Annotated in this window: 1 protein-coding gene; it reads right to left on the reverse strand. The window is 63.6% G+C overall.

Going from position 1 to position 305, the window contains the following annotated elements; translation table 11 throughout:
• Window positions 1-305, reverse strand: a 305-nt coding sequence (locus tag EN851_RS35330; protein ID WP_245520905.1) for an ABC transporter substrate-binding protein, incomplete at both ends; no start/stop codon positions are given.

Below are 305 nucleotides of genomic sequence, written 5' to 3' on the forward strand. Positions count from 1 at the left end.
CGCCGGCCGCGTCCCGTGTCTTCTTGGGCAGCGGATAATATTCCGGGTGGATCGGGCTGACGTGGTGGTTCTCGCCGACCGTGCCGCGGCCGGCGTAGCCGAGCTGCATGACGGCATCGTTGTCGACGGCCATCTGCAGCGCGTTGCGCACCCGTTTGTCATCGTAAGGCTTGTGCGTGATGTTGGTGCGGGCAACCAGTGTGGTCGCCGTCGCGACCTCCGATTTCACCAGATCCATCTTGTCGAGGGCGTCGATGAAGTCGGCCGGCGTTTCGAAATCGAGGTCGACCTCGCCGGAATCGAAG

The organism is Mesorhizobium sp. M8A.F.Ca.ET.208.01.1.1, from assembly GCF_004791315.1.
Lineage (GTDB): Bacteria > Pseudomonadota > Alphaproteobacteria > Rhizobiales > Rhizobiaceae > Mesorhizobium.